At 58.3% G+C, this 25624-nt stretch carries 26 protein-coding genes and 1 tRNA gene; 10 read left to right on the top strand and 17 right to left on the bottom strand.

The window, feature by feature from the left end; genetic code table 11:
- The first annotated feature begins 9 nt into the window (after positions 1-9).
- From IM299_RS05875 to IM299_RS05885, 3 genes are all read left to right on the top strand, one after another.
- Entirely contained in the window at positions 10-474 is a 465-nt protein-coding gene (locus IM299_RS05875) for a phage tail protein (RefSeq protein ID WP_041908056.1), read from the top strand.
- On the top strand, positions 471-1619 hold the full coding sequence (locus tag IM299_RS05880; RefSeq protein WP_041908058.1) for a phage late control D family protein: 1149 nt from the start codon (positions 471-473) through the stop codon (positions 1617-1619). The genes IM299_RS05875 and IM299_RS05880 overlap by 4 nt, the downstream gene beginning before the upstream one ends.
- Before the next feature lie 66 nt (positions 1620-1685).
- Positions 1686-1886: an ogr/Delta-like zinc finger family protein gene (locus IM299_RS05885; RefSeq protein WP_045631357.1), complete on the top strand. Its 201-nt coding sequence runs from the start codon at positions 1686-1688 to the stop codon at positions 1884-1886.
- An 83-nt stretch (positions 1887-1969) separates the two neighbouring features.
- On the opposite strand, the gene IM299_RS05890 is transcribed toward IM299_RS05885, so the two are convergent.
- Positions 1970-2045 (bottom strand) — tRNA-Ile (locus IM299_RS05890).
- 124 nt (positions 2046-2169) lie between these two features.
- Between IM299_RS05890 and mug the strand changes: the two genes are divergently transcribed.
- Positions 2170-2676: a G/U mismatch-specific DNA glycosylase gene (mug, locus tag IM299_RS05895; RefSeq protein WP_008503183.1), complete on the top strand. Its 507-nt coding sequence runs from the start codon at positions 2170-2172 to the stop codon at positions 2674-2676.
- Positions 2677-2778: 102 nt separating this feature from the next.
- Here mug and rpoD read toward each other — a convergent pair whose 3' ends face one another.
- From rpoD to rpsU, 3 genes are all read right to left on the bottom strand, one after another.
- Positions 2779-4623, bottom strand: coding sequence for an RNA polymerase sigma factor RpoD (gene rpoD / locus IM299_RS05900; protein ID WP_028014473.1), 1845 nt, complete (start codon positions 4621-4623; stop codon positions 2779-2781).
- A 153-nt stretch (positions 4624-4776) separates the two neighbouring features.
- Positions 4777-6522, bottom strand: a complete 1746-nt coding sequence (gene dnaG / locus IM299_RS05905) for a DNA primase (protein ID WP_028014472.1) — start codon at positions 6520-6522, stop codon at positions 4777-4779.
- A 115-nt stretch (positions 6523-6637) separates the two neighbouring features.
- The gene (gene rpsU, locus IM299_RS05910; protein ID WP_001144069.1) at positions 6638-6853 is read right to left on the bottom strand and encodes a 30S ribosomal protein S21; all 216 of its coding nucleotides are present in this window, start codon (positions 6851-6853) and stop codon (positions 6638-6640) included.
- Positions 6854-7089: 236 nt separating this feature from the next.
- Here rpsU and tsaD point away from each other — a divergent pair, with 236 nt between their 5' ends.
- Positions 7090-8103 (top strand): tRNA (adenosine(37)-N6)-threonylcarbamoyltransferase complex transferase subunit TsaD, encoded by a 1014-nt coding sequence (gene tsaD, locus IM299_RS05915; RefSeq protein ID WP_047364618.1) that lies wholly within the window; start codon positions 7090-7092, stop codon positions 8101-8103.
- Between the two features lie 46 nt (positions 8104-8149).
- Here the strand turns inward: tsaD and ureG are convergent, their stop codons facing one another.
- From ureG to plsY, 10 genes are all read right to left on the bottom strand, one after another.
- The gene (gene ureG / locus IM299_RS05920; RefSeq protein ID WP_022651876.1) at positions 8150-8767 is read right to left on the bottom strand and encodes an urease accessory protein UreG; all 618 of its coding nucleotides are present in this window, start codon (positions 8765-8767) and stop codon (positions 8150-8152) included.
- Positions 8768-8776: 9 nt separating this feature from the next.
- Entirely contained in the window at positions 8777-9451 is a 675-nt protein-coding gene (locus IM299_RS05925; RefSeq protein ID WP_153656891.1) for an urease accessory protein UreF, read from the bottom strand.
- The gene (locus tag IM299_RS05930) at positions 9451-9990 is read right to left on the bottom strand and encodes a HupE/UreJ family protein (RefSeq protein WP_063155320.1); all 540 of its coding nucleotides are present in this window, start codon (positions 9988-9990) and stop codon (positions 9451-9453) included. The genes IM299_RS05925 and IM299_RS05930 overlap by 1 nt, the downstream gene beginning before the upstream one ends.
- 9 nt (positions 9991-9999) lie before the next feature.
- Positions 10000-10524: an urease accessory protein UreE gene (gene ureE / locus IM299_RS05935; protein ID WP_193357166.1), complete on the bottom strand. Its 525-nt coding sequence runs from the start codon at positions 10522-10524 to the stop codon at positions 10000-10002.
- A gap of 9 nt (positions 10525-10533) precedes the next feature.
- Positions 10534-12237, bottom strand: coding sequence for an urease subunit alpha (ureC, locus tag IM299_RS05940; RefSeq protein ID WP_193357154.1), 1704 nt, complete (start codon positions 12235-12237; stop codon positions 10534-10536).
- Positions 12230-12544: an urease subunit beta gene (locus IM299_RS05945; protein ID WP_041908070.1), complete on the bottom strand. Its 315-nt coding sequence runs from the start codon at positions 12542-12544 to the stop codon at positions 12230-12232. Before IM299_RS05945 ends, ureC begins: the two co-directional genes overlap by 8 nt.
- 10 nt (positions 12545-12554) lie before the next feature.
- The gene (locus IM299_RS05950; RefSeq protein ID WP_041908071.1) at positions 12555-12857 is read right to left on the bottom strand and encodes an urease subunit gamma; all 303 of its coding nucleotides are present in this window, start codon (positions 12855-12857) and stop codon (positions 12555-12557) included.
- A 10-nt stretch (positions 12858-12867) separates the two neighbouring features.
- Complete coding sequence (locus IM299_RS05955; RefSeq protein WP_048957246.1) at positions 12868-13695, bottom strand: urease accessory protein UreD; 828 nt, start codon at positions 13693-13695, stop codon at positions 12868-12870.
- Positions 13696-13811: 116 nt separating this feature from the next.
- Positions 13812-15278 carry an MFS transporter gene (locus tag IM299_RS05960; protein ID WP_193357155.1) on the bottom strand — a complete coding sequence of 489 codons (1467 nt, stop codon included), beginning with the start codon at positions 15276-15278 and terminating at the stop codon, positions 13812-13814.
- Positions 15279-15370: 92 nt separating this feature from the next.
- The gene (gene plsY / locus IM299_RS05965) at positions 15371-15985 is read right to left on the bottom strand and encodes a glycerol-3-phosphate 1-O-acyltransferase PlsY (RefSeq protein ID WP_014833311.1); all 615 of its coding nucleotides are present in this window, start codon (positions 15983-15985) and stop codon (positions 15371-15373) included.
- Between the two features lie 107 nt (positions 15986-16092).
- On the opposite strand from plsY, the gene folB reads away from it, so the two are divergent.
- Positions 16093-16461, top strand: a complete 369-nt coding sequence (gene folB / locus IM299_RS05970; RefSeq protein WP_045261137.1) for a bifunctional dihydroneopterin aldolase/7,8-dihydroneopterin epimerase — start codon at positions 16093-16095, stop codon at positions 16459-16461.
- Positions 16462-16568: 107 nt separating this feature from the next.
- Entirely contained in the window at positions 16569-17390 is an 822-nt protein-coding gene (gene bacA / locus IM299_RS05975; protein ID WP_193357156.1) for an undecaprenyl-diphosphate phosphatase, read from the top strand.
- A 13-nt stretch (positions 17391-17403) separates the two neighbouring features.
- On the opposite strand, the gene IM299_RS05980 is transcribed toward bacA, so the two are convergent.
- Both IM299_RS05980 and IM299_RS05985 read right to left on the bottom strand, forming a co-directional pair.
- Entirely contained in the window at positions 17404-18645 is a 1242-nt protein-coding gene (locus IM299_RS05980; protein WP_059355117.1) for a multifunctional CCA addition/repair protein, read from the bottom strand.
- Positions 18646-18705: 60 nt separating this feature from the next.
- Entirely contained in the window at positions 18706-19326 is a 621-nt protein-coding gene (locus IM299_RS05985; RefSeq protein WP_025758524.1) for a TIGR04211 family SH3 domain-containing protein, read from the bottom strand.
- Between the two features lie 229 nt (positions 19327-19555).
- Here IM299_RS05985 and IM299_RS05990 point away from each other — a divergent pair, with 229 nt between their 5' ends.
- Genes IM299_RS05990 through hldE form a run of 3 tightly spaced genes read left to right on the top strand, consistent with a single transcriptional unit; the run spans position 19556 to position 25205 of the window.
- Positions 19556-20857 carry an inorganic triphosphatase gene (locus tag IM299_RS05990; protein ID WP_193357157.1) on the top strand — a complete coding sequence of 434 codons (1302 nt, stop codon included), beginning with the start codon at positions 19556-19558 and terminating at the stop codon, positions 20855-20857.
- A gap of 21 nt (positions 20858-20878) precedes the next feature.
- Positions 20879-23734 (top strand): bifunctional [glutamate--ammonia ligase]-adenylyl-L-tyrosine phosphorylase/[glutamate--ammonia-ligase] adenylyltransferase, encoded by a 2856-nt coding sequence (gene glnE / locus IM299_RS05995; RefSeq protein ID WP_193357158.1) that lies wholly within the window; start codon positions 20879-20881, stop codon positions 23732-23734.
- A 40-nt stretch (positions 23735-23774) separates the two neighbouring features.
- Positions 23775-25205 (top strand): bifunctional D-glycero-beta-D-manno-heptose-7-phosphate kinase/D-glycero-beta-D-manno-heptose 1-phosphate adenylyltransferase HldE, encoded by a 1431-nt coding sequence (gene hldE / locus IM299_RS06000; protein WP_003862540.1) that lies wholly within the window; start codon positions 23775-23777, stop codon positions 25203-25205.
- 64 nt (positions 25206-25269) lie between these two features.
- On the opposite strand, the gene ubiK is transcribed toward hldE, so the two are convergent.
- The gene (gene ubiK, locus IM299_RS06005; RefSeq protein ID WP_028014454.1) at positions 25270-25566 is read right to left on the bottom strand and encodes a ubiquinone biosynthesis accessory factor UbiK; all 297 of its coding nucleotides are present in this window, start codon (positions 25564-25566) and stop codon (positions 25270-25272) included.
- Positions 25567-25624 lie beyond the last annotated feature (58 nt).

Raw genomic sequence — 25624 nt, forward strand, 5'->3', positions numbered from 1 at the left:
AGAGAGAAAATGTTAATGGTGCTGGGTCTGTTTGTCTTTGAACGACGAACCTTACCGTATCAGACAATGCAGTTTACAAAGGACTACCGCTGGGCGTCCAACGATCGCATCGGGAAACCCAAAGCCTGGCAATATCTTGGCGAAGGTGAGACCTCCTTTAGCCTCACCGGAGTACTTTACCCGGAGCTCACGGGAGGGCGGCTTTCTCTCAAGGCGGTTGAGCTGATGGCGAATGAAGGGCGGGCATGGCCGTTGATAGATGGTACCGGCATCATTCACGGCATGTTTATCATTGAGAAAGTCACGCACACGCATTCGGATTTTTACAGTGATGGTACCGCGCGAAAAATTGAATTTTCCCTGTCGCTAAAACGCGTGGACGAATCGCTGATGAAGATGTTTGGCGATCTGAGAACGCAGGCTGAAGAGCTGGTGACTAGCGCACGTAATAGCATTGGAGGGCTGGTGGGATGATCGCCGAGATGAATATCCGGGCGGGCGGCAAAATCGCCCCTGACTTTATGCTTAAGCTTAACGACCGTGATATCACGCAAAATTTCAGCCACCGCCTTATCAGTTTATCCATGACCGACAAACGTGGGCTGGAAGCCGATCAGCTGGATATTCAACTGGATGATTCCGATGGGCTGTTAGACCTGCCAGCCCGGGGAGCAACGCTCTCCTTATGGCTGGGGTGGGAGGGAGCTCCGCTCCAGCCGAAAGGGAACTTCACGATCGACACAATTGAATTTCGGGGGGCGCCGGATACCCTGACCATTCGGGGATGCAGCGCGGATTTTCGTGGGAAGCTAAACGTGCGGCGCGAACAGTCGTGGCATGACACGACGATCGGCGCGATAGTCACTACTATCGCTCAGCGGAACCAGTTGACCACAAGCGTTGCGGCTGGGCTTTCATCCATTGCCATTTCTCATATTGACCAGTCTCAGGAGACTGACGCGGCGTTTCTCACCCGCCTGGCCGAACGCAATGGTGCATTTGTTTCCATCAAAGCCGGGAAGGTCATTTTCATGAAAGCGGGCCAGGCCGTGACGGCCAGCGGCACAGCGATTCCCTTAATGATGATTGAACGTGGGGATGGCGATCGGCACCTTTTTTCCGTCGCCGACCGTGAAAGTTATTCCGGCGTGACGGCCAAATGGCTGCAAACGCGCGATCCAAAACAGCAAAATCCTCAATTGAGTATTAATCGCCAGATTGGGGGGCAGCCCACAGAGGTGCTACAGCATCCGGATGCCGCCGCGTCGGGAGCTAAAGGCATGGAGCCGAAGCCGCAAGAGAGGCTGGTGGGATCGGCGGAGAACGTGTTTGAGCTTGCTACGGTGTATGCGTCTGAAGAGCAGGCGCTCAGGGCTGCGGAGGCGAAGTGGCGCGCGCTTCAGCGGGGAACCGTGAAATTTTCTATCCAGCTGGCGCTGGGGCGAGCCGATCTGTTTCCCGAAACGCCGGTGCTGGTTAACGGCTTTAAACGAGTCATTGACGAGCAGGCGTGGATCATCAGCGAAGTGGTTCATACGCTGAGCGGGAGTGGATTTACCACGCAGCTGAACCTTGAGCTGAACGTCACCGACGAAAAATTTTCTGTGGATAGAGAGTAATTCATTTGCCATTACGTTGTTTTTGAGTATCATTGATTCACATAAAGTGAATTAAACGGAGGGTATATGTTTCATTGTCCTAAGTGCAAGCATTCAGCGCATGCGCGTACCAGTCGCTATTTAAGTGAAAACACCAAAGAGCGCTATCATCAGTGCACCAATGTGGACTGCAGCTGTACGTTCGTGACGATGGAATCCGTGGAGCGTCTGATTGCAACTCCTGGCGCCTCTGAACGTGTCCGAACGGCTTCGATGAGTCACGGTTAACGGCGGTACCACCGGCTCATAAAAAACCAATAAAGAAGCCACTCAATCGAGTGGCTTAATTCTTTGATTCTACATCTAAAATTTGGTGGCCCCTGCTGGACTTGAACCAGCGACCAAGCGATTATGAGTCGCCTGCTCTAACCACTGAGCTAAGGGGCCGTGGCGGTGAATTATAAAGTAACTCCCCGCAGCAATCCAGCCATTCACACCTGCCTGCTGTTTTTATAAACAACGCATTATCAATCCTTTATACTTCCATAACGACGTATCAGCGGGAGTAAAGATGATCAACGACATTCTGGCCCCTGGCCTGCGGGTGGTGTTTTGCGGAATCAACCCGGGTAAGTCCTCGGCGCACACCGGTTTTCACTTCGCCCATCCGGGCAATCGCTTCTGGAAGGTGATCTATCAGGCCGGGTTTACCGACAGGTTACTCAAGCCTGAAGAGGAGCAGCACCTGCTGGACACGCGCTGCGGGATCACCATGCTGGTAGAGCGGCCGACGGTACAGGCAAGCGAGGTCAACCTGCATGAACTGCGCAGCGGCGGGCGGGAGCTGGTGAAGAAGATTGAAGACTACCAGCCGGCCGCGCTGGCGATCCTCGGTAAGCAGGCCTACGAGCAGGCGTTCAGCCAGCGCGGGGCTAAGTGGGGCAAGCAGAGCATCATGATTGGCGTTACGCAGGTGTGGGTCTTGCCGAACCCGAGCGGGCTCAACAGGGCAACGCTGGACAAGCTGGTAGAGGCGTATCGGGAGCTGGATGAGGCGCTGATGGTGCGGGGGCTTTAGCTCCTTTGCGGCCTGATGCCCTTACCCTGGCCCTCTCCCATGGGGAGAGGGAATAAACAAAAAAAAAGCTCCCGATTGGGAGCTTTTTGCTGTTTATCAGGATTAGTCGTCCAGGAAGCTACGCAGCACTTCAGAGCGGCTTGGATGACGCAGCTTACGCAGCGCCTTCGCTTCGATCTGACGGATACGTTCGCGTGTCACGTCGAACTGTTTACCCACTTCTTCCAGCGTGTGGTCGGTATTCATGTCGATACCGAAACGCATACGCAGCACTTTTGCTTCACGGGCGGTCAGGCCAGCCAGAACGTCGTGAGTGGCGGCACGCAGGCTCTCGGTTGTAGCCGAGTCCAGCGGCAGCTCGAGGGTGGTATCCTCGATGAAATCCCCCAGATGCGAATCTTCATCGTCACCGATTGGTGTTTCCATGGAGATTGGCTCTTTGGCGATCTTCAGCACTTTACGGATCTTGTCTTCCGGCATCAGCATGCGCTCGGCCAGCTCTTCCGGCGTAGGCTCGCGGCCCATCTCCTGCAGCATCTGGCGGGAGATACGGTTGAGCTTGTTGATGGTCTCAATCATATGAACCGGAATACGGATGGTGCGTGCCTGGTCCGCGATAGAGCGGGTGATCGCCTGACGGATCCACCATGTCGCGTAAGTAGAGAACTTGTAACCACGACGGTATTCAAACTTATCTACCGCTTTCATCAGACCGATGTTGCCTTCCTGAATCAGATCCAGGAACTGCAGACCGCGGTTGGTGTATTTCTTGGCGATAGAGATAACCAGACGCAAGTTCGCCTCAACCATCTCTTTCTTCGCACGGCGCGCTTTCGCTTCACCGATGGACATACGACGGTTGATGTCTTTGACCTGCTCGATGGTCAGGCCGGTCTCTTCTTCAATTTGCTGCAGCTTCTGTAGACCGCGATAGACATCGTCCTTCACGTCGTGCAGTTTTTCAGACCACGGCTTGTTCATCGCGATAGCCGCGTTGAACCAGGTTTCGCTGGTTTCGTTGCCGGTGAAGAGGGTGATGAAGTTCTTCTTAGGCATTTTGCACTGCTCAACGCACAGCTTCATGATGATGCGTTCCTGGGTGCGTACGCGATCCATCATCACGCGCATGCTGTTTACCAGGTAGTCGAACTGTTTTGGCACCAGGCGGAACTGTTTGAACACTTCAGACAGCTTCAGGATCTCTTCCTGAGCGGCGGCATGGCTGCGGCCTTTCGCTTTGATGGTGTCACGCGTTACTTCATACTGGGTACGCAGCTCGGCAAACTTCTCGCGCGCCAGTTCCGGGTCGATGCTGTTGTCATCGTCCGCGCTGTCGTCGTCTTCTTCCTCATCTTCATCTTCGTCGTCATCCATCTCTTCCTGAGACAACTCAGAACCGACGTGAGTGGCGGTAGGCGCCATATCTTCTTCAGCGTTCGGGTCGACAAAACCGGTGATCAGGTCAGACAGGCGCGCTTCTTCCGCTTCAACGCGATCGTACTGCTCCAGCAGATAGGTAATCGCTTCCGGGTATTCGGCAACAGAGCACTGAACCTGGTTGATCCCGTCTTCGATGCGTTTTGCGATGTCAATTTCGCCTTCGCGGGTCAACAGTTCAACGGTACCCATTTCGCGCATGTACATGCGGACCGGGTCAGTGGTACGCCCGATTTCAGATTCCACGCTGGACAGGACCTGTGCAGCAGCTTCTTCCGCATCTTCGTCAGTGTTGTTGGAGGTTTCAGCCAGCAACAGATCATCGGCATCCGGTGCTTCTTCCATCACCTGAATGCCCATGTCATTGATCATTTGGATGATGTCTTCGATCTGGTCTGAATCGACGATATCTTCCGGCAGATGGTCATTGACCTCGGCATAGGTCAGATAGCCTTGCTCCTTACCGCGTTGGACAAGAAGTTTCAGCTGTGACTGCGGGTTTTGCTCCATAAGACGGTATCCACACTTAATTCGTTTGATTGGTGTCGGCGATGGTGCTGCCAACCTTTAAAGCGAGGGCGTACTTATATTTTTGCCGCTGCCTCTCAGTGCGGCTGCCGGGGGCTTCCCGATCGATATTCGGCACTTAAGCCGTTAAATTTTTTATTTCTTCGCCAGTTCCTGGTTAATCATCCAGAGCTCCCGGCGTTCTTCGCTGCTTAAGCCATGGGTGCGCTCGCGAGCTATCAACTCTTCCTGGCGCAACTCAAGCATCGAATCAAACATATGGTTGAGCGAGTCGGTGAACGTTTTTTCTGCAATTTCCTTATCTGCTATATCGTCCCACATCGACAGTTTTTCAAGGGTAGCGGCCTCTTTTGTGCCGCGATAATGCTCTAAAAGTTGTCCGGTGGTCAGACCTGGCTGAGACAAACACGTGTTGACCAGTTCTGAAAATAAGCCAAGTCCGGGCAACTTTTCGTGGTTCAAACCCGCCAGCGACGGCACTTGCGGAGCAAGTTCGGGGTTTTGCACCAGTAACCCTATCAGTATACGCATGGTTGTGCGTTTTAGCTGAGGCGCGGGGCGAACCGTGCCGTTTTCAGCCTGTTTAGGCATTAAACGTTCAAGCTGGCTGTCATCCAGAATGCCGAGCTTGTTGCCTAATTCCTGACGCAGGTAGATGCGCAGCGTTTCGCCGGGCACCTGGCTGATTAACGGCAGCGCCAGGGTACTGAGCTGCGCGCGCCCGTCAGGGGTACTCAAATCCACCTGCGGCATCAGGCTGTTAAACAGAAACGTCGAGAGCGGCTGTGCCTGCTCCATCCGCGCTTCGAATGCCGCTTTGCCCTCTTTACGCACCAGCGTATCCGGGTCTTCACCGTCGGGCAGGAACATAAAGCGTAGCTGACGTCCGTCGGTCATATACGGCAGCGCGGTTTCCAGCGCTCGCCAGGCGGCGTCTCGTCCGGCTCGGTCACCGTCGTAACAGCAGATGACGTTGTTGGTCACCCTGAACAGCAGTTGAATATGATCGGCAGTGGTGGACGTACCTAACGACGCAACCGCGTAGTTAATGTCGTACTGCGCCAGCGCAACGACGTCCATATAGCCTTCGACGACCAACAGACGCGGAGGTTCCGCATTGTCCTGCTGCGCCTCATAAAGACCGTACAACTGGCGGCCCTTATGGAAAATATCGGTTTCCGGAGAGTTGAGGTATTTCGGCAGGGCATCACCCAGCACGCGACCACCAAAACCAATTACCCGGCCACGCTTGTCGCGGATCGGGAACATCACCCGTTCACGGAAGCGGTCGTAGCTTCGTCCCTGGTCGTTAGTGACCAGCATGCCTGCGTCGATGAGGGATTTACGATCTTCGCTATTGCCGCCAAAACGCTTTAACACGTTGTCCCAGCCGGGCGGGGCGTAACCAATAGCGAAACGCGCAATCACATCGTCGCTCAGTCCGCGCTTGTTCAGATACTGACGCGCAGGCTCAGCCGCAGAGTGCTTAAGAGACTGTTGGTAAAACGAATTCAGGCCATCCATCAGTTGATACAGCGTTTGCCGCTGATGGCGCTCGATCTGACTTGGCCCACTGCCTGCTTCATACGGCACTTCAAGATTATGCATCGCCGCCAGTTCTTCGACGGTTTCAACGAACTCGAGCTTGTCGTAGTTCATTAAAAAATCGACGGCATTACCGTGTGCGCCGCAGCCGAAGCAATGGTAAAACTGCTTTTCACCGTTTACGGTGAAGGAGGGGGTTTTTTCGTTATGGAACGGACAGCACGCATGGTAGTTCTTGCCCTGCTTTTTCAGCTTTACCCGCGCGTCGATGAGATCGACGATGTCGGTTCTGGCGAGCAGGTCATTGATGAAAACGCGTGGGATTCTTCCGGCCATATGCCCCAAAAATTTAAGCGACTTATAAACGAAAACAAGCCGCGCATTCCTTCCGGAAGCACGGCCTTACGACTACTACTCTGTCTGTCAATTGAGGGCGTTGGCCCTCAACAGATTAGTACAGACGAGTACGGCGTGCGTTTTCGCGAGCCAGTTTCTTCGCGTGACGTTTCACAGCGGAAGCTTTAGCGCGCTTACGTTCGGTCGTTGGTTTTTCATAAAACTCACGACGACGAACTTCAGCCAGAACACCTGCTTTCTCGCATGAACGTTTGAAGCGACGCAGTGCTACGTCGAACGGCTCGTTTTCACGTACTTTAATTACCGGCATGTAACTCTCACCTTTAATAAATTCGGTTTGCCGCTGGCATCAACGCCAGCTTATTTCAAAATGGTGCGGAATTTTACTGCAAATGCTGCTGCTTTGTAAAGCACCGATGCGATTTTGAAAGGGACTTTAATAAGGGTGAGGAGTATACACGAGCCTTCTTCCTGGGGCGAACAAAGTTTTACATCAACCCGCCCAGGCTCTACACTGCGCGGTATTGAAACGAGGTAAAACAAGTCATGCGTGTACTGGGTATTGAAACATCCTGCGATGAAACCGGCATCGCCATTTACGACGACGAAAAAGGGCTTCTGGCCAACCAGCTGTATAGTCAGGTGAAATTGCACGCTGACTACGGCGGCGTCGTACCTGAACTGGCCTCTCGTGACCACGTGCGTAAAACGGTTCCCCTGATTCAGGCGGCGCTGAAAGAGGCCGGATTAAGCTCAACCGATATTGACGCCGTAGCCTATACCGCAGGGCCGGGTCTGGTCGGTGCGCTGCTGGTCGGCGCGACGGTTGGCCGTTCGCTGGCCTTCGCGTGGGACGTTCCCGCCATTCCGGTTCACCACATGGAAGGGCATCTTCTGGCGCCGATGCTGGAAGAGAATCCGCCCGAATTCCCGTTCGTGGCGCTGCTGGTTTCCGGCGGGCATACCCAGCTGATTAGCGTAACGGGCATTGGCAAGTACGAGCTGCTGGGCGAGTCGATCGACGATGCCGCCGGTGAAGCCTTCGACAAAACCGCCAAGCTGCTGGGTCTCGATTACCCGGGCGGCCCGATGCTCTCGAAAATGGCGTCGCAGGGAACGGAAGGGCGCTTCGTCTTCCCGCGTCCGATGACCGACCGTCCGGGGCTGGATTTCAGCTTCTCCGGGCTGAAAACCTTCGCGGCGAATACTATCCGCAATAACGACAACGACGAGCAGACCCGCGCCGATATTGCCCGCGCGTTTGAAGACGCGGTAGTGGATACGCTGATGATCAAGTGCAAGCGCGCGCTGGATCAGACCGGGTTTAAGCGCCTGGTGATGGCGGGCGGCGTCAGCGCCAACCGCACGCTGCGTGCGAAGCTTGCGGAGATGATGCAAAAGCGTCGCGGGGAAGTGTTCTACGCGCGTCCGGAATTCTGTACCGATAACGGGGCGATGATCGCTTACGCCGGTATGGTGCGCCTGAATGCGGGGGCAACGTCCGACCTGAGCGTGTCCGTGCGTCCGCGCTGGCCGCTGGCGGAACTGCCTGAGGCGTAACCCCCTCACCCTAACCCTCTCCCCACAGGGAGAGGGACATTTACGACTACACCCGCAGCATCCCTTTCTCTTCCAGAAACGCAATAATTGTCCCCAGACCGTCACCCGCCTTCAGGTTGGTAAACGTCCACGGGCGCTCGCCGCGCATGCGGTTGGTATCACGCTCCATTACCTCCAGCGACGCCCCCACGTATGGCGCAAGATCGGTTTTGTTGATCACCAGAAAATCGGATTTGGTGATCCCCGGTCCGCCCTTGCGCGGGATTTTTTCCCCTTCGGCCACGTCGATCACGTAAATAGTCAGATCCGCCAGCTCCGGGCTGAAGGTCGCGCTCAGGTTGTCGCCGCCGCTTTCAACGAAGATCAGATCCAGATTACCGAACTTCTCGCTGAGTGCTTCTACCGCCGCGAGGTTCATTGAGGCATCTTCACGGATGGCGGTATGCGGGCAGCCGCCGGTCTCTACTCCCACGATGCGCTCTGGCTCAAGCGCGCCCGCCTCGGTGAGGATGCGCTGATCCTCTTTGGTGTAGATATCGTTAGTGACCACCGCCAGATGGTACGTGTCGCGCATCGCCTTGCAGAGCGCTTCCAGCAGCGCGGTTTTGCCCGATCCTACCGGACCGCCTACGCCCACGCGCAGGGGATGTTTGTAATCAGCCATGTTGACTCCTCAGGAACGGAATAGTCGTGAATATTGTGTTTCATGGCGCGCGGAGGCGATGGCCGACAGTGGCGTAGCTGCCCCCAGCGCGTCGTCGCCACGTAAAAATGCCTGTTCAAACCCGGCGGCAAAATGGTCGCTCAGCTCTATAATCAGCTGCTGCGCCGCCTGCTGTCCGAAGGGGACGAGCTTGACGCCCGCCATCACCGCGCTCTCTATCCAGCTGTAGCCGAGGCTCAGCGCCAGCTCGCGCGCGCCAATGCCCCAGCGCACGCCGAGCCACGCCATGCCGCAGAGCTGGCTCTGTGCAAACAGCGACAGCCACTCTGCCGGGCAGTTCGGCTCCCAGCTTTTAATCAGGCGCGTAAAGGCCGCCCCACGGTTGCGCTCCTCTTCGCGCAGCTCGCGCGTTTCCCGGCAGGCGAGCAGATATGCCGTCCAGCGTTTTGCTGCCGCGACGTCCTGCTGTTTGCAGGCCCGGAACAGCCGGATAAACATCGGCAGATCGACGCAGAAAAAACTCTGCTCCATCTGCTGGATCTGCCAGCGTTTAAAGGCGTCGGCGTTCGCGACCCAGCCCGCCTCTACGGCCCACTCCAGCCCCTGCGACCAGGTAAACGACCCGACCGGCAGGCTGCTGCTGGAGAGCTGCATCAGGCGCAGCCGCTGGCGTGCATGCTCCATCAGCTCATCAGCGCCAGCAGGGCGGAGACGATCAGCCCGCCGCCGAAGGTTTTACGCAGCCCGTCGTGACGGCGCAGCAACAAGCCTGCGGCGAAACTGGCGCACAGCACCGTCGCGCTGGCCAGCATAAAACCGCTGGTGAACAGCCAGAAGCTGTGGCCAGACATCTCCACGCCGTGCGCCCAGCCGTGGAACATAGCCAGGGCAGGTACCGCCAGCAGCAGGCGGTTTTCAGTTTTAAACATCATCACCCCGCAGACCGCCAGCGAGGCGATAATCAGCATCTCCATGCCGCTAAAGCCGCCGAGCAGGCTGCCCGCAACGGCGCCGACAAGCATCATGCCGAGGGTGGCAAACGGCAGCAGGAGCTTGCGGCCGCTCAGGGCAGACAGCACGCCAGCCCCGGTCAGCATCAGCAGGTGATCCAGCCCGGTCAGCGGATGGAGAAAACCGGCCTGAAAGCTGTCGGCGCCGTGGCCGGGATGCGCGAGCGCGGGAACGGAAAAAGCCAGCAGTAACAGCGGTAAATACTTACGCATGATTGATCCTTAATGTGAATGGGCGTGAGAATGGCTATGGCTATGGCTATGGCTATGGCTATGGCTATGGCTATGGCTATGGCTATGGCTATGGCTATGGCTGTGGGCATCGCTGGCGTAAGCGCCCGCTTCCGGTTCAAACGGCAGGCTGGCGAAGGTTACCTCCAGCCCGAACTGGCGCAGCATATCGTCGAGAACGTGATCGTGGTGATAGCGCAGCTCGCCGGGCATGACCTGCAGCGGCACGTGGCGGTTGCCCAGGTGGTAGCAGGCGCGGGCGAGCAGGAACGGATCGGCGCAGTGCACTACGGAGACCGACTCCGGGGCGGCGATCACTTCGATCACTTCGCTGCCGTCGTCGGTGGTCAACAGGTCGCCCCCGCGCAGCAGCAGGCCGCGCGGCAGCATCAGTCCGGCTTCGCGCCCGTCGTTAAGCGCCACGCGAGCGCGGCTTTTCACCCGCACGTCAATCGGCAGCGTGACGCTGGCGGTAGTCGGATGCGCGTGGTCCAGACGTTGTGTTAAGTAGATCATCATCACTCCTCAAAACAGGAAATAGCGTTGCGCCATCGGCAGAACGTCGGCCGGTTCGCTGGTAATCAGTTCACCGTCGACGCGCACCTCGTAGGTTTGCGAATCGACGGTGATGTTCGGTTGCAGAGCGTTATGGATCATGTCGGCCTTTTTCACCGTCCGGCAGCCTTTTACCACCGCCGTGGCGCTCTGCAGGCTGAGCTGCTGCGGGATGCCGTTCGCGTGGGCCGCCTGAGAAACAAACGTCAGCCGCGTGGCGTGACGTGCTGCGCCCAGCGCGCCAAACATCGGGCGGTAATGCACCGGCTGCGGCGTGGGGATCGAGGCGTTGATGTCGCCCATCGGCGCGCAGGCGATCATCCCGCCTTTGACGATGGTGGCCGGTTTTACGCCAAAGAAGGCGGGGGACCAGACCACCAGATCCGCCAGCTTGCCCGCCTCAATCGAGCCCACTTCATGGGCGATGCCGTGGGTCAGCGCCGGGTTGATGGTGTATTTGGCGACATAGCGCTTCACGCGGAAGTTATCGTTATCGCCCGTCTCTTCCGGCAGCGCGCCGCGCTGGACCTTCATGCGGTGCGCCACCTGCCAGGTGCGGATAATCACTTCCCCGACGCGGCCCATGGCCTGGGAGTCTGACGACGTGAGCGAGAACGCGCCGATATCGTGCAGCACGTCTTCCGCGGCGATGGTCTCCCGGCGAATGCGGGATTCGGCAAACGCCACGTCCTCGGCGATATCCGGGTCGAGGTGATGGCAAACCATCAGCATGTCGAGGTGCTCGTCGATGGTGTTCACCGTGTAGGGCAGCGTCGGGTTGGTGGAAGAGGGCAGAATATTCGGGTGCGCGCAGGCGGTGATGATATCCGGCGCGTGGCCGCCGCCCGCCCCTTCGGTGTGGAAGGTGTGGATGGTGCGCCCGCCGATGGCCGCCAGCGTGTCTTCGACAAACCCGGACTCGTTCAGCGTGTCGCTGTGCAGCGCCACCTGAATATCCATCTCTTCGGCCACCTCCAGCGAGCAGTTAATCGCCGCGGGCGTCGCGCCCCAGTCTTCGTGGATCTTCAGCCCGATGGCGCCGGCGGCGATCTGCTCGCGCAGGGCGTCCGGGTTGGAGCCGTTACCTTTGCCGAGCAGGCCAATATTCACCGGCAGCGTATCGGCGGCCTGCAGCATGCGGGCGATATACCACGGCCCCGGCGTGCAGGTGGTGGCGTTGGTGCCCGCCGCCGGTCCGGTGCCGCCGCCAATCATGGTGGTGACCCCGGAGACCAGCGCCTCTTCCGCCTGCTGCGGGCAGATCCAGTGGATGTGGGTGTCGATCCCGCCAGCGGTGACGATCTTCCCCTCGGCGGCAATCACTTCCGTCGCGGCGCCGATCGGGATCGTCACGCCGGGCTGAATGTCCGGGTTCCCGGCTTTGCCGACGGCGAAGATCCGCCCGTTCTTCACGCCGATATCGGCCTTCACAATCCCCCAGTGGTCGACGATCAGCGCGTTGGTGAGCACCAGATCCACGCAGTCGTCGGCGGTCATCTGCCCTTGTCCCATGCCGTCGCGGATCACCTTCCCGCCGCCGAACTTGACCTCTTCGCCGTAGACCGTGAGATCGTCTTCCACTTCGATCCACAGCTCGCTGTCCGCCAGCCGCACCTTATCCCCGGTGGTGGGGCCGAACATGTCGGCATACGCCTGACGTGAAATTTCAGCCATGTTTCACCTCGCCCATGACCTCGCCGCGAAAGCCAAAAATGCGCTGCGCGCCTGTCACCAGCACCAGCGTCACCTCTCGCTTCTGGCCTGGCTCGAAGCGCACGGCGGTGCCCGCCGGAATGTTCAGCCGGTAGCCCCTGGTGGCTTCGCGATCAAACTTCAGCGCCGGGTTGACCTCGTAAAAGTGATAGTGCGATCCGACCTGGATCGGCCTGTCGCCGTGATTTTCAACAACAACACTTTGGGCTTCACGCCCGACGTTGATCGCAATAGTGCCGGGCTGGATCTGGTATTCACCTGGGATCATCACGTGCTCCTTATACGATCGGGTTGTGGACGGTGACGAGCTTGGAGCCGTCCGGGAAGGTGGCTTCCACCTGAATATCCGGGATCATCTCCGGCACGCCCTCCATCACCTGATCGCGCGTCAGGACGTGGCGGCCCGCCTCCATCAGCGCGGCGACGGTTTCGCCGTCGCGCGCGCCTTCCATGATGAAGGCGCTGATCAACGCGACCGATTCCGGGTAGTTGAGCTTTACCCCGCGCGCAAGGCGGCGTTCGGCAACCAGCGCGGCGGTAAACAGCAACAGCTTGTCTTTTTCTCTGGGGGTCAGTTCCATAACGTTTCTCTTATGTCTGCCAGATGCGCGGCGAACAGGCGGTTTTGGTAGTAAGAAGCGGGCGAAGCGACTGCCAGATGTCGCGCATCGCCCGCTGGCAAATCAGGTTGTCGTGGGAGAGAAAACGCACCGACAGCAGAGCGTCGGTGAGCGTTGCCCCCGCAAAATGGCCCAGAGGCGCGAGCCGCTCGCGCACCGCGTCGAGGTGATCATCGGCAGCCGGATAGAACAGCAGCGTGCCGATCCACGGATGCCCGGCGACGGGCATGAGATCGCCGTTGCTGAGGTGCTGGCGCTCAATCAGGCGCGGTTCATCATCCACCCACACCTCAAGGCGGCTCTCCAGCGTGCCGTGGCTGAAGGTTTCGTTTATCACCGGGCGGCCCAGGCAGTACAGCTCCCACGCCAGCAGCGTGCTGGAGGCCTTCAGGTGGAAGACGGAGCGCAGCGCCGCGTTCGCACCGGGAAAGATGATGGTGTCCTGCGGCAGCCACTCCAGCGTGGCGTCTTCATCGAGGTAAAAATGCTGGCTCAGACGAGCCTGCGGGCCGCTGCTGCGATAGAACTTGCTGGCGCCGGGCATGGTGATAAGCACATGGCTTTTGGCGTCCAGCCGAACGGAAATGTCCAGCGTATCGCCGCCCACAATCCCGCCGGGCGGGTGCAGCAGGTAAAGGTGGCAGGTTTCCCCTTCGGGATAAAACGGACGCTGAACGGTGAGCGGCCCGACGTGGTGGGCGGAGTGCAGGAGGGTTTTCTCAGGGGTGTGACAAAACTGCAGGGCAAGCGATGCCTGCCAGCCTTTATACGTATTATCAGTGACCTGAGCTGCTAACATGCTGCATCCATTTCCACACTATCGGGATACGTTTCAGTATGCCCTGGCGGAAATGAAGGCTGTCATATGAGTCGCTTATGGATAAAAAACCGGCTCATGTGAGCCGGTTTGCGAGACTAGCGGTAATCTTCTGCATCCACATCATACCCCGACGGTTCCCAGCGGATCGCCAGCAGCGACGCCAGGCCGATAAACGGCGCCAGCGCAATCACCCAGAACACGGCGGTGTCGAGAGACGCGACCAGCAGCGGGAACAGGAACAGCGACAGCGTGGAGCTGCTGCGCATCAGCGTCTGGTTGAGACCCACGCCCACGCCGCGCAGCGAGGTCGGGTAGCTCAGCGAGGCGAACGTCATGGTATGCGCGCCCGGGCCAAATCCCTGACCGAACAGGAAAAGCGCCAGCATCGCCACGGCAAGCACCCCTTCAGAGGCACCGTCCGGTCGACCAATCAGCGCCAGCCCCAGCAGCGCCACAAGCTGACAGGCGTAACCCGCCAGCGACATCCGCCACGCGCCGAAGCGCGGCACGTAGCGCACCGCCAGTAATCCGCCGATAAACGCAAACAGCAGGTTCAGCGCCAGCGAGATCACAATAGTGGTCAGCATAGACTGCACGAAGAAGCTTGAAATAATCACCGGCAGGCCAAAGGCCACGGCGTTATAGGCGAACGAGGAGACGACGGACAGCAGCGTGGCGAGCGTGGTACGCCGCAGATAGATGCCGCGGAACAGGTTCAGATAGTTCGACCATTTGGCTTTATTCACGACAGGCGCAGGCTGGGTGAGCGCATCCTGCGGGACGTGGGCGTTAATATTGTACGACTGCCGCAAAATGGACGCCGCCTCTTTCAGGTTGCCCTGATTCGCCGCCCAGACCGGCGATTCGCTCATATAGCGGCTGCGGATGGCGATAATCACCAGCGCGGGTACCGCGCCAAAGCCGAGAATCAAACGCCAGAGCCAGTCGCTGTGGCTTTCCGGCAGCACGGCGTAGAAAAAGAGAACCAGAAGGTAAGAGATGCTGATCGCCGCATACCAGGTAGGGCACCACATCGCGACGCTGGAGGCCTTATTGCCCGGCCCTTTCAGCCTGGCAAACTCGCTCAGGAACGCCATTGCCACGGGAAGGTCGATCCCCACGCCAAGGCCCATCACAAAGCGCGCGCCCGCCAGCACATATTCATTCGGGGCCAGCGCGCAGGCGATAGCGGCGACGACAAAGAATACCATGTCGGCCATAAAGACGCGGTAGCGCCCGATTTTATCCGTGAGGTAACCGCCGAGCAGCGCCCCGACAATCGCACCAAAGGTAATTGCCGAGGCCACCATGCCGGTACCGGCGGGCGTCAGGTTAAATTCGCGGGTAATGTCTTTGATACCAAAGGCCAGTGCACCCAGATCGTAGGCATCGAGGAAAATTCCCCCGAGTGCGATACCCATCACGATTCGGGCGTTAGCCCGGCCCTGTGAGCCGTCATTAACGAGACGTGAAACGTCCGATGCACTGCGCACCCACTGAATGTCGCCATCAGGGGGAATTCCTGCCGTTGAAAGGGGAGTTGTGTCTGTGATTTCTGCCATTTTCTTTTTGTGTAGTGGTGTTGTGTCTCTAACAGTTACCACAGGCAGAAGGTGACAAAAATCACATTTGGTTATAAGGCATAACTAACCGCCTACTCGGGATCTTTTTTCTTTCGCTTGAGCTTCGTCCAGATCTTCGTTTCCTGGCGTCGCCACAGGCGCTGGATATTGTCGTGATGACGCAGCAGGATCAGGCAGGAGAGCATCGATACCGGGAAGGTGAACTGCGGTTTAAACCACCAGACGTAAAACGGGGCGATCAGCGCGCTGACGATGGCACCCAGCGACGAATAGCCGCTCAGCAGAATGGTCAGCAGCCAGGTACCGGCCATGACGCCGGTTAAGTCCCATCCGATGGGCGCGATGGCACCAAAGGCGGTCGCCACCCCTTTGCCGCCTTTAAAGCCGAAGAATACGGGCCAGATATGGCCGACGCAGGCGGCGATGGCGATGAGCCCCAGCCAGAATGGCGTGACGCCCAGCGCATACGCGCCCCAGACGGGTAGCATCCCCTTCAGAACATCAAAAATCAAAACCGCTACGGCTGCTCCCTTGCCGCCAATTCGAAGCACGTTGGTCGCTCCCGGATTCCCGGAACCACTTTCACGCGGGTCAGGTAACCCGGCAATGCGGCAGACCAGAATGGCGCTGGAGATTGAGCCGCAAAGATAGGCGAGGAGGATCATTCCAGGCGCGATTGCACTCATAACGCTGTTCCGTTTTGAAAATGTATCTGTATTCTCAGCATCTGTGGATAATACGCATAATTCGCCGGAAGTGGTATCCGGTTTAGCCAAAAAGCAGGCAGGTCGTGATGGATATTGTATTTATAGAGCAACTTTCGGTAATCACCACAATTGGTGTTTACGACTGGGAACAGACCATCGAGCAGAAACTGGTGTTCGATATCGAAATGGGATGGGATAACCGCAAATCGGCAAAAAGCGATGACGTGAATGACTGTCTGAGCTATGCCGACATCAGTGAAGCGGTGATCGGCCACGTGGAAGGACAGCGTTTTGCGCTGGTGGAACGGGTGGCGGAAGAGGTGGCGGATCTGCTGCTGACTAAATTCAACTCACCGTGGGTACGCATTAAGCTGAGCAAGCCGGGGGCAGTGGCGCGCGCGGCCAACGTAGGCGTGATTATCGAGCGTGGCACAAATCTGAAAGGAAACAATTAACGTCATAATTGCTAAACCATTTTAGGTTATATCGGTCTTAAGGCTGTATCTTTCACGGTAGCCGTTAGGGGCGACCGTTTTTTTATATCTTTTTTAGGGGTTTATAGATGAGCGATATGCACTCGCTGCTGGTGGCGGCAATTCTGGGTGTGGTCGAAGGATTGACGGAGTTTTTACCGGTTTCCAGTACGGGCCATATGATTATCGTTGGCCATCTGCTGGGCTTCGAAGGCGATACCGCAAAGACGTTTGAGGTGGTAATTCAGCTGGGCTCGATTCTGGCGGTGGTGGTGATGTTCTGGCGTCGCCTGTTTGGCCTGATCGGCATCCACTTTGGCCGTCTGCCGCAGCGTGAAGGAGAGGGCAAAGGCCGCCTGACGCTGATTCACATCCTGCTCGGGATGATCCCGGCGGTGGTATTGGGGCTGGTATTCCACGACACCATTAAATCGCTGTTTAACCCGATTAACGTTATGTACGCGCTGGTGGTGGGCGGTTTCCTGTTGATTGCCGCGGAAGTGCTGAAGCCAAAAGTCCCGCGTGCGGAAGGCCTGGACGATATGACCTATCGTCAGGCGTTTATCATTGGCTGCTTCCAGTGTCTGGCGCTGTGGCCGGGCTTCTCCCGTTCAGGTGCGACCATTTCAGGCGGGATGCTGATGGGCGTGAGCCGCTATGCGGCTTCCGAGTTCTCGTTCCTGCTGGCGGTGCCGATGATGATGGGCGCCACCGCGCTGGACCTTTACAAAAGCATTGGCTTCCTGACCACAGGTGATATTCCGATGTTTGCCGTGGGCTTTATCACCGCCTTTATCGTGGCGCTGATTGCCATCAAAACCTTCCTGCAGCTGATTAAGCGTATCTCGTTTATTCCGTTCGCGATCTACCGCTTTATCGTCGCGGCTGCGGCGTACGTGGTCTTCTTCTGATAACCGATTGCCCTCACTCTTTCGGCTGAGGGCAACGCTTTTCCTTCCACGCGGTAACCGCGTCAATCCGCCGTTTGGTTAGCTCCTCGCGAATCTCCGGGCCTTTAAATCCTGCCTCAACCACGTCTTTCGTTGGCACCGCTTTTGCGACTTCCCACGCTTCGCGCAGCAAACGCCCCTGGGGATAATCGGACGCTTCAAACCCGGTGCGGCCGCGCACGTCCGCTTCGCTGGTGAGCGCAATCTGCTCCACGCGCTGCGGCTTGCGCCAGGCGTCGATATTATCGAACAGTTTCACGATGGTGGCGGGCTTCAGGATCGGGAAGGTATGGATCAGGTCGTGGAACTCGGCGACCAGCTTTGCCAGATCGCGGATGTCATTCGGCACGCGCAGACGCTGGCAGAGCCCGTCAACCAGCTTTACCCCCGCCGGACCGTGCCCGTGATGGCGCGGCCAGAACTCTTTCGGCGTTAAGCCTTTGCCGAGATCGTGGCACAGGGTGGAAAAACGTACGTCCACCTCAGGGCTGAGCATGGCGGCCATGCTCAGCGTCATCAGCGTGTGCACGCCGGTATCAATTTCGGGATGCCATTTCGCCGGTGCGGGCACGCCAAACAGCGCGTCGATTTCCGGGAACAGCACCTTCAGCGCGCCGCAGTCGCGAAGAACCTGGAAAAAGACCTGCGGGTTGCGGGTGGTGAGGGCATTTTCCGTCTCTTTCCAGACGCGCTCCGGCGTCAGGTGTTCCAGCTCGCCCGCCTCGGTCATGGCCGTCATCAACGCCATCGTCTGATCCGCAATACGGAAGCTCAGATGCGCGTAACGCGCGGCAAAACGCGCCACGCGCAGCACGCGGAGCGGATCTTCAGAAAATGCCGGGGAGACGTGACGCAAAAGACGATCGCGCAGGTCGTCCTGCCCGCCGTAGGCGTCGATGATATGGCCGTTTTCGTCCTGGGCCAGGGCGTTAATGGTGAGATCGCGGCGCAGCAGATCCTGCTCCAGCGTCACATCCGGCGCGGCGTAGCAGGTGAAGCCGGTATAACCGGAACCGGATTTCCGTTCGGTACGCGCCAGGGCGTACTCTTCCCGGCTTTTCGGATGCAGGAACACGGGAAAATCGCGGCCTACCTGCTGGTAGCCCGCGTCGAGCATCTCTTCCGGGGTGGCGCCCACCACCACCCAGTCTTTATCTTTGACCGGCAGACCTAACAACGCATCACGTACCGCACCACCGACCAGATAACTCTTCACGCCCAACTCTCCCGTTTTCTCTTTTCCAGAATGATACGTAAGTCTGGCAGAGAAGACGAATTAGTTCATCCAGCGATCTTTACGCTTACGGCTTGGGATCAGATGTGGCAGAACCAGACCCAGCACCAGACCAACGCCCAGCACGCCGCCACCATACATAAACCACTGCATGATAATGGTGCGCTGTTTGTCATCAAGCTGCAGGTTGGCGGCATTCACTTTCTTCTGCGCGACAATCAGCTCGTTTTTCAGCTTCTGGTTCTCTTCTTTCAGGCCGTTAATCACCCCGTCGCTCTGCGCCACTTTCTGCTGCATCTCGGCGGTACGCTGGTTCCAGGTTCCGTCGATATTGTTCAGCTTGTCGGTCAGGGTTTTCACCTGATTTTCCAGATCCGGTACGCGGGTGCGCAGGCTTGGCACGGTGCTCAGCTCTTTCAGTGGGATCCAGGACGTGCGGCCAGAACTGTCGCGAACCTGACCGTAATTGGTCTCCGCGTTGGTCTGCAACAGGGTGACTTCCTCGCCGGCATTCACCGTGCCCACGAGGCGATAATTATCTCCGGGGCCACTGCGCACCCAGGTGTTAAGTTCGTCAGAAACGTAACGCTTCTCTTCAGCGTGCACTGCGGTTGCGGCGCTAAAAGCGAGTAAAGTAAGTCCAATCAGGCGTAATTTAAGCATCATTAGTCGTTATTTTCATAAAAAGTGGAACGATAGTAGTGGCAACAGTGTCTCTACGCAAAGCATTCATCAGCAATCAGAATCATCTGTGTCACGACTCTACACATTTACGCCCGACAAATTGCTCATTGCATGGCAATTTGGCGCAAAATACTATGTACTGACAAACAAATGGCGAGGAAGTTCGCCCTCATTGACGCGTCTGTGACGCCCGCAAAAGTACAAGGCTATGGCTCAGGAAATCGAATTAAAATTTATCGTCGAAAAAGACAGCGTTGACGCGCTCCGTCAGCATCTGAATACGCTCTCCGGCGAGCACCATGAACCCGTACCGTTGCTCAACATCTACTACGAAACGCCGGACAACTGGCTGCGCAACCACGATATGGGGCTGCGCATCCGCGGCGCGAACGGACGCTACGAGATGACGATGAAAATCGCCGGCCGCGTGGTCGGCGGTTTGCATCAGCGCCCGGAATACAATATCGACATCAGTAAGCCAGAACTTGAGCTGGAACGTTTCCCGGCGGAAGTCTGGCCGGAAGGCGAACTGCCCGCCACGCTGGCTGGGCAGGTGCAGCCGCTGTTCAGCACCGATTTCGCTCGCGAGAAATGGCTGGTGACGGAAGGCAAGAGCCGCATTGAAATCGCGCTGGATTTAGGCGAGGTGAAGGCGGGTGAGTTCCAGGAACCGATCTGCGAGCTGGAGCTGGAACTTCTGGAAGGGGATGCGAGCGACGTGCTGAAGCTGGCGCGCAAGCTGGTAAGCCAGCCGGGTTTACGTCAGGGCAGCTTGAGCAAAGCGGCGCGCGGCTACCACCTGGCTGCCGGAAATGCGCCACGCGTGCTGAGAGAGACTCCGATTTTGCTCGTCGTCCCGAAAGCCAGCATTGAGCAGGGCATGGAAGCGGCGCTGGAGCTGGCGCTCTCCCAATGGCAGTACCATGAAGAACTGTGGGCGCGTAACGTCAAAAATGCCAAAAAACAGGTGCTGGCCGCTATCGGACTGGTGCGTCATACCCTGACGCTGTTTGGCGGTATCGTACCGCGTAAAGCTAGCGCTCACTTACGCGATCTGCTGACCCAGACCGAAACGCTGCTGCTTTCCGACGTGTCGGCGCAAACCGCGCTTTATAGCCCGCAAAATGCTGCGGCAAAACTGGCGCTGACCGAGTTTCTGGTTACGCGCGGCTGGCGCGTCTTCCTCGATGCAAAAGCGCAGACCAAAATCGCGGACAACTTTAAACGCTTCGCGGATATCCATCTTTCCCGACACGCCGCCGAGCTGAGAACCACCTTCGCGCATCCGCTGGGCGACCAGTATGGCGACCAGCTTCCCCGCCTGGCGCGTAATATCGACAGCATGTTGCTTCTGTCGGGAGCGTACGAGGGCGTGAAGGCGCAGGCCTGGCTGGAGAACTGGCAGGGGCTTAAGCATGCCATTGAGACCCGTCAGCAGATTGAGATTGAGCATTTCCGCAACGAAGCCATTTCGCAGGATCCATACTGGCTGCACAGCGGAAAACGTTAATTCTGGCAAGGAACCCCTGATATGCCGCTTTCTTCGCAGTTACAGCAGCACTGGCAGACCGTTTGCGAACGTCTGCCCGAGTCGTTACCCGCGTCATCGTTAAGCGAGCAGGCGAAAAGCGTGCTCACGTTCAGTGATTTTGTGCAGGAGAGCGTTAGCGCCAATCCTGACTGGCTGGCAGAGCTGGAAAGCGCGCCGCCGCAGGCTGACGAGTGGCGGCACTATGCTGGCTGGCTGCAAACCGCGCTGGCAGAGGTGGCGGATGAAGCCACGCTGATGCGCGTTCTGCGTCAGTTCCGCCGCCGGGTGATGGTGCGCATTGCCTGGGCGCAGGCGCTGGAGCTGGTGAGTGAAGAGAGCACCTTGCAGCAGCTGAGCGAGCTGGCGCAGACGCTGATTGTCGCCGCGCGGGACTGGCTCTACGCCGCCTGCTGTAAAGAGTGGGGCACGCCGTGCAGCGAAGAAGGGGTTCCGCAGCCGCTGTTGATTCTGGGGATGGGCAAGCTGGGCGGCTGCGAGCTGAACTTCTCCTCGGATATCGACCTGATCTTTGCCTGGCCGGAGAATGGCGCCACGCGAGGCGGTCGTCGCGAGCTGGATAACGCCCAGTTCTTTACCCGACTCGGGCAGCGTCTGATTAAGGCGCTGGACCAGCCTACGCAGGACGGCTTTGTTTACCGCGTGGACATGCGCCTGCGCCCGTTTGGCGACAGCGGCCCGCTGGTGCTGAGCTTCGCCGCGCTGGAAGATTATTACCAGGAGCAGGGGCGCGACTGGGAGCGTTACGCGATGGTCAAAGCGCGGATCATGGGCGACAGCGACGACGCCTACGCCAACGAGCTGCGCGCCATGCTGCGCCCGTTCGTGTTCCGCCGTTACATCGACTTTAGCGTGATCCAGTCCCTACGCAATATGAAAGGGATGATCGCCCGCGAGGTGCGCCGTCGCGGCCTGAAGGACAACATCAAGCTTGGCGCGGGCGGCATCCGCGAAATCGAATTTATCGTTCAGGTCTTCCAGCTGATCCGCGGCGGGCGCGAGCCGTCGCTGCAGTCCCGCTCGCTGCTGCCAACGTTGAGTGCGATTGATCAACTTCACCTGCTGCCGGAAGGCGATGCGCAAACACTGCGCGAGGCCTATCTGTTCCTGCGCCGTCTGGAAAACCTGCTGCAAAGCATTAACGACGAACAGACCCAGACCCTGCCGGGGGATGACCTTAACCGGGCGCGTCTGGCCTGGGGCATGCGGGTGGATGACTGGTCAACGTTGACCGAACGGCTGGATGCCCATATGGCAGGCGTTCGCCGCATCTTTAATGATCTCATCGGTGACGACGAAAGTGAATCGCCGGACGATGCGCTCTCCGAGCACTGGCGCGAACTGTGGCAGGACGCGCTCCAGGAAGATGACACCACGCCGGTGCTGGCGCACTTAAGCGACGATGCCCGCCATCGCGTGGTGGCCTTGATTGCCGATTTCCGTCTCGAACTGAACAAGCGTGCCATTGGGCCGCGCGGTCGGCAGGTACTGGATCATCTGATGCCGCATCTGCTGAGCGACGTCTGCTCCCGCGAGGATGCGCCGGTGCCGCTGTCGCGCATGATGCCGCTGCTGAGCGGGATTATCACGCGTACCACCTACCTGGAACTGCTGAGCGAGTTTCCCGGCGCGCTGAAGCACCTGATTTCCCTCTGCGCCGCGTCGCCGATGGTGGCCAACAAGCTGGCGCGATACCCACTGCTGCTGGACGAACTGCTCGACCCGAACACGCTCTATCAGCCGACGGCGACGGACGCCTACCGCGACGAGCTGCGCCAGTATCTGCTGCGCGTGCCGGAAGAGGACGAAGAGCAGCAGCTCGAGGCGCTGCGTCAGTTTAAGCAGGCGCAGATGCTGCGCGTGGCGGCTGCGGATATCGCCGGTACGCTGCCGGTAATGAAAGTGAGCGATCACTTAACCTGGCTGGCGGAGGCGATCATCGACGCGGTAGTCCACCAGGCGTGGGTGCAGATGGTGGCCCGCTATGGCCAGCCGAAGCATCTTGCTGACCGCGAGGGGCGAGGGTTTGCCGTGGTCGGTTACGGCAAGCTGGGCGGCTGGGAGCTGGGCTACAGCTCCGATCTGGATCTGATTTTCCTGCACGACTGTCCGGCGGACGTCATGACCGACGGCGAACGTGAGATTGACGGGCGGCAGTTCTACCTGCGCCTGGCCCAGCGCATCATGCACCTGTTCAGCACCCGCACCTCGTCGGGCATTCTGTACGAGGTGGACGCGCGTCTGCGCCCGTCCGGCGCGGCAGGCATGCTGGTCACCTCGACGGACGCTTTTGCTGACTATCAGAAGAACGAAGCCTGGACCTGGGAACATCAGGCGCTGGTGCGCGCCCGCGTGGTGTACGGCGATCCGCAGCTCAAAACGCAGTTCGATGCGATCCGCAAGTCAGTCATGACGACCCCGCGCGAAGGCAGTACCCTGCAAACTGAAGTGCGTGAAATGCGTGAGAAAATGCGCGCGCATTTGGGCAACAAACATCGCGATCGCTTTGATATCAAAGCCGATGAGGGCGGGATTACCGATATTGAATTTATCACTCAGTACCTGGTGCTACTGCATGCCCACGACAAGCCGAAGTTAACCCGCTGGTCCGATAACGTGCGCATTCTGGAACTGCTTGCGCAAAACGACATCATGGACGAGCAGGAGGCGCTGGCCTTAACCCGCGCCTACACCACGCTGCGCGACGAACTTCATCACCTGGCGTTGCAGGAACAGCCGGGCCACGTGGCGCTGGACTGTTTTACCGCAGAGCGCGCGCAGGTGACGGCAAGCTGGCAGAAATGGCTGGTGGAGCCGTGCGTAACAAAACAAGTGTGATATTATCGCGCGCAAATTGTGAATCTTTCTGGAGTCAGGAATGAAAGTAACACTGCCAGAGTTTGAACGTGCTGGAGTAATGGTTGTCGGGGATGTGATGCTGGATCGCTACTGGTATGGGCCGACCAGCCGCATCTCACCTGAAGCGCCGGTACCGGTGGTTAAGGTCGACACCATTGAAGAGCGTCCAGGTGGCGCGGCAAACGTGGCGATGAACATAGCCTCGCTGGGCGCGCACTCGCGTCTGGTGGGCCTGACCGGTATCGACGATGCGGCGCGTGCGCTGAGCAAGTCGCTGGCGGACGTGAACGTGAAGTGCGACTTCGTTTCTGTTCCGACACACCCAACCATCACCAAGCTGCGCGTGCTGTCGCGTAACCAGCAGCTGATCCGCCTCGATTTTGAAGAAGGCTTTGAAGGCGTTGATCCTGAACCGCTGCACGAGCGCATCAATCAGGCGCTGGGCAATATCGGCGCGCTGGTGCTGTCTGACTACGCCAAAGGCGCGCTGGCGAGCGTGCAAACGATGATTCAGCTGGCGCGTAAAGCCAGCGTACCGGTGCTGATCGACCCTAAAGGCACCGATTTTGAGCGCTATCGCGGCGCAACCCTGCTGACGCCAAACCTCTCTGAGTTCGAAGCGGTGGCGGGCAAGTGCAAAACCGAAGAAGAGCTGGTTGAACGCGGCATGAAGATCATTGCTGACTTCGAGCTGTCCGCGCTGCTGGTCACCCGCTCCGAGCAGGGGATGACGCTGCTGCAGCCGGGCAAGGCGCCGCTGCATATGCCAACCCAGGCGCAGGAAGTGTACGACGTGACCGGTGCCGGTGATACGGTGATCGGCGTGCTGGCGGCGACGCTGGCGGCGGGTAACTCCCTGGAAGAGGCGTGCTACTTCGCGAACGCCGCGGCGGGCGTTGTCGTCGGTAAATTGGGTACTTCAACCGTTTCGCCAATCGAGCTGGAAAACGCGGTGCGCGGGCGTGCGGATACCGGTTTTGGCGTGATGACCGAAGACGAGCTGAAGGTGGCCGTTGCCGCCGCGCGCAAACGCGGTGAAAAAGTGGTGATGACCAACGGCGTGTTTGACATCCTGCACGCGGGTCACGTGTCGTATCTGGCGAATGCGCGCAAGCTGGGCGATCGCCTCATTGTGGCAGTGAACAGCGATGCGTCGACCAAACGCCTGAAGGGCGAAACGCGCCCGGTGAACCCGCTCGAGCAACGAATGATTGTGCTTGGCGCGCTGGAAGCGGTGGATTGGGTGGTGTCGTTTGAAGAAGATACCCCGCAGCGCCTGATTGCCGGGATCCTGCCAGACCTGCTGGTGAAGGGCGGGGATTACAAGCCGGAGCAAATCGCAGGTAGCGAAGAGGTCTGGGCCAACGGCGGTGAGGTGATGGTGCTCAATTTTGAGGACGGGTGTTCAACCACCAACATCATCAAGAAGATCCAGAAAGACAGTCAGTAAAAAACGGGCCAGTTGGCCCGTTTTTTTTCACCCTCTCCCTGTGGGAGAGGGCATCAGGCCGCACTTACTCCTGATCGTCCACCGGTGGAATGGCCGGTGCCGGCTTCACTTCTTCCGGCGCATTGCGGTTTTCCAGCTCGCTCAGACGCTGTTCCAGCAGCGCCAGCTTCTCGCGGGTGCGCAGCAGAACCTGGGTCTGCACGTCAAACTCTTCGCGGCTGACTAAATCAAGGCGAACCAACTGCGCCTGCAGCGTCTGGCGGATTTTCTTCTCAACGTCATCACCAAATTCACGAATGCCCTTTGGCATGGACTCATGAACCTGACGCGCGATCTGCTCAATTTTTTTCGGGTCAATCATAATGGCTTCCCTTGATAAGTCGGTGTTGATGAACATTGTAGCGCGTCATGACCCAGGA

Origin of the sequence: Enterobacter cloacae complex sp. P47BA (genome assembly GCF_014930485.1) — a bacterium.
Taxonomy (GTDB): domain Bacteria; phylum Pseudomonadota; class Gammaproteobacteria; order Enterobacterales; family Enterobacteriaceae; genus Enterobacter; species Enterobacter bugandensis.

What these genes read in the sequence shown, in the direction of transcription:
- IM299_RS05875 (WP_041908056.1), top strand. Translation starts at nt 10, where the DNA reads ATGTTAATGGTGCTGGGTCTGTTTGTCTTTGAACGACGAACCTTACCG.
- IM299_RS05880 (WP_041908058.1), top strand. Translation starts at nt 471, where the DNA reads ATGATCGCCGAGATGAATATCCGGGCGGGCGGCAAAATCGCCCCTGAC.
- IM299_RS05885 (WP_045631357.1), top strand. Translation starts at nt 1,686, where the DNA reads ATGTTTCATTGTCCTAAGTGCAAGCATTCAGCGCATGCGCGTACCAGT.
- mug (WP_008503183.1), top strand. Translation starts at nt 2,170, where the DNA reads ATGATCAACGACATTCTGGCCCCTGGCCTGCGGGTGGTGTTTTGCGGA.
- rpoD (WP_028014473.1), bottom strand. Translation starts at nt 4,623, where the DNA reads ATGGAGCAAAACCCGCAGTCACAGCTGAAACTTCTTGTCCAACGCGGT.
- dnaG (WP_028014472.1), bottom strand. Translation starts at nt 6,522, where the DNA reads ATGGCCGGAAGAATCCCACGCGTTTTCATCAATGACCTGCTCGCCAGA.
- rpsU (WP_001144069.1), bottom strand. Translation starts at nt 6,853, where the DNA reads ATGCCGGTAATTAAAGTACGTGAAAACGAGCCGTTCGACGTAGCACTG.
- tsaD (WP_047364618.1), top strand. Translation starts at nt 7,090, where the DNA reads ATGCGTGTACTGGGTATTGAAACATCCTGCGATGAAACCGGCATCGCC.
- ureG (WP_022651876.1), bottom strand. Translation starts at nt 8,767, where the DNA reads ATGGCTGATTACAAACATCCCCTGCGCGTGGGCGTAGGCGGTCCGGTA.
- IM299_RS05925 (WP_153656891.1), bottom strand. Translation starts at nt 9,451, where the DNA reads ATGGAGCATGCACGCCAGCGGCTGCGCCTGATGCAGCTCTCCAGCAGC.
- IM299_RS05930 (WP_063155320.1), bottom strand. Translation starts at nt 9,990, where the DNA reads ATGCGTAAGTATTTACCGCTGTTACTGCTGGCTTTTTCCGTTCCCGCG.
- ureE (WP_193357166.1), bottom strand. Translation starts at nt 10,524, where the DNA reads ATGATCTACTTAACACAACGTCTGGACCACGCGCATCCGACTACCGCC.
- ureC (WP_193357154.1), bottom strand. Translation starts at nt 12,237, where the DNA reads ATGGCTGAAATTTCACGTCAGGCGTATGCCGACATGTTCGGCCCCACC.
- IM299_RS05945 (WP_041908070.1), bottom strand. Translation starts at nt 12,544, where the DNA reads ATGATCCCAGGTGAATACCAGATCCAGCCCGGCACTATTGCGATCAAC.
- IM299_RS05950 (WP_041908071.1), bottom strand. Translation starts at nt 12,857, where the DNA reads ATGGAACTGACCCCCAGAGAAAAAGACAAGCTGTTGCTGTTTACCGCC.
- IM299_RS05955 (WP_048957246.1), bottom strand. Translation starts at nt 13,695, where the DNA reads ATGTTAGCAGCTCAGGTCACTGATAATACGTATAAAGGCTGGCAGGCA.
- IM299_RS05960 (WP_193357155.1), bottom strand. Translation starts at nt 15,278, where the DNA reads ATGGCAGAAATCACAGACACAACTCCCCTTTCAACGGCAGGAATTCCC.
- plsY (WP_014833311.1), bottom strand. Translation starts at nt 15,985, where the DNA reads ATGAGTGCAATCGCGCCTGGAATGATCCTCCTCGCCTATCTTTGCGGC.
- folB (WP_045261137.1), top strand. Translation starts at nt 16,093, where the DNA reads ATGGATATTGTATTTATAGAGCAACTTTCGGTAATCACCACAATTGGT.
- bacA (WP_193357156.1), top strand. Translation starts at nt 16,569, where the DNA reads ATGAGCGATATGCACTCGCTGCTGGTGGCGGCAATTCTGGGTGTGGTC.
- IM299_RS05985 (WP_025758524.1), bottom strand. Translation starts at nt 19,326, where the DNA reads ATGCTTAAATTACGCCTGATTGGACTTACTTTACTCGCTTTTAGCGCC.
- IM299_RS05990 (WP_193357157.1), top strand. Translation starts at nt 19,556, where the DNA reads ATGGCTCAGGAAATCGAATTAAAATTTATCGTCGAAAAAGACAGCGTT.
- glnE (WP_193357158.1), top strand. Translation starts at nt 20,879, where the DNA reads ATGCCGCTTTCTTCGCAGTTACAGCAGCACTGGCAGACCGTTTGCGAA.
- hldE (WP_003862540.1), top strand. Translation starts at nt 23,775, where the DNA reads ATGAAAGTAACACTGCCAGAGTTTGAACGTGCTGGAGTAATGGTTGTC.
- ubiK (WP_028014454.1), bottom strand. Translation starts at nt 25,566, where the DNA reads ATGATTGACCCGAAAAAAATTGAGCAGATCGCGCGTCAGGTTCATGAG.